Source organism: Micromonospora sp. NPDC057141 (genome assembly GCF_042670805.1).
Lineage (GTDB): Bacteria > Actinomycetota > Actinomycetes > Mycobacteriales > Micromonosporaceae > Micromonospora.
Map to the genome: position 1 here is coordinate 1 of NZ_JBHUVA010000170.1, position 1,556 is coordinate 1,556.

General features: G+C 68.0%; 1 protein-coding gene. It reads right to left on the reverse strand.

Annotated elements, in window-relative coordinates; genetic code table 11:
* Nucleotides 1-34: 34 nt before the first annotated feature.
* Nucleotides 35-1,479, reverse strand: a protein-coding gene (locus ACFT41_RS32265; RefSeq protein ID WP_377590534.1) for an IS3 family transposase whose coding sequence is annotated in 2 segments (ribosomal slippage) — nucleotides 35-1,110 and nucleotides 1,110-1,479 — 1,446 coding nt in all. Because the reading frame shifts where the segments join, the coding sequence is not laid out codon by codon here.
* Between the last annotated feature and the right edge of the window lie 77 nt (nucleotides 1,480-1,556).

A 1,556-nucleotide genomic window follows, 5' to 3' on the forward strand; every position in this document is an offset into this window, starting at 1 on the left:
CGGAACTTGTCAAGGCTGATGGGACCAGTGGGTGTTACGCCGTTTGTGGCATCGGTTGATCGGTAGCGGGTTCGGTGGGGTTGATCCAGACGGTGTCGGGCAGGTGCAGCGCCTTGGGTCTGGGTCGGCGGGAGAAGCGTTCGGGGTGTGCGGTCCAGGCGGCGTCGAGGGCGTGGGCGCGTTGCTTCTGCTGGGTCGTGGCGTGGCCGTAGTGGACGTCGGCGGGGGTGTGCAGACCGATGCCGGCGTGGTGGTGTTCGTGGTTGTACCACTGGAAGAACGTGTCGCAGAACGCGCGGGCGTCTGCCAGGGACCCGAAGCGTTCGGGGAACGTGGGGTGGTACTTCACGGTCTTGAACGCGGATTCGGAGAACGGGTTGTCGTTGCTCACGCGTGGGCGAGAGTGCGATCGGGTGACGCGGAGGTCGGCCAACAGGGTCGCGACGCGTTTGGAGGTCATCGAGGTGCCGCGGTCGGCGTGCACGACCTGCGGGACACCGTGGGTGGCGATGATGTCGGAGATGAAGTCGTGGGCGATCTCGGCGCTCTCGCGGGCGGCGACGTGGTGCCCGACGACGTACCGGGACCAAATGTCGATCATGACGTAGGCGTCGTAGTAGACGCCCTTGGCCGGGCCGGGCAGTTTGGTGATGTCCCAGGTGAATACCTGCCCCGGGCCGGTGGCGGTCAGTTCCGGGCGGGCCCGGGTGGGGTGTCGGGCCTGTCGGCGCCGGTCGACGACCTGGTTGTCGGCGCGCAGGATGCGGTAGAGGGTGGAGATCGAGGCCAGGTAGACGCCCTCGTCGAGCAGCGTCGCGAACGCCTCGGTGACGGTGGTGTCGACGAACCGGTCGCTGTCGAGCACGGCCAGGATCCGGGCGCGTTCGGCGTCGGACAGCCGGTTCGCCGGCACCGGCCGAGGCGTGGGAACACCCGCCTGCGGGGCACGGGCGCGTCGGTGGACGGTACTACGGGCGATCCCGGTCAGCCGGGCCGCCGCACGGCTCGACGTCGCCGCGGCCAGCAGCGCCGTGTGGGCATCGGTCAGGGCTTGGTCGGCCTGGTGTCGGTGTCCGCGCTCTCGGAGATCTCGGCCAAGAGCGCGTGTGCTTTTCCCATGATGTCCAACGCCGCCTCGGTCCGAGCGATCTTACGGTTCGCCAACTCCAACTCCCGACGCAGCCGCGCGATCTCGGCCTGCTCCCCACTCGGACGCCCGACACTCTGCCCGGGCTTCTTGCCCTCCAGCAGACCCGCGTCACGAGCGCGGCGCCACTCACTCATCAACGACGAGTACAAGCCGTTACGACGCAGATACCCATTCCCGTCGCCCTCGGCGACGGCCTGCTCATACTCGGCGAGCAGCCGCAACTTCTCCCCTGGAGCGAACGACCGCCGCCGCGGCCGGTCTGATCGGGGTCCTTCCGTCGTCATGGCCCCATCGTGCCCCACGAGCAAACGTGAACTGGAAATCGTCATCGAGAGAAGATCCATCCTCGCCCCGGGAGGGCTACTTGCTCTGAACCGCTGGTCTCACCCAACCCTGACACCCAGGG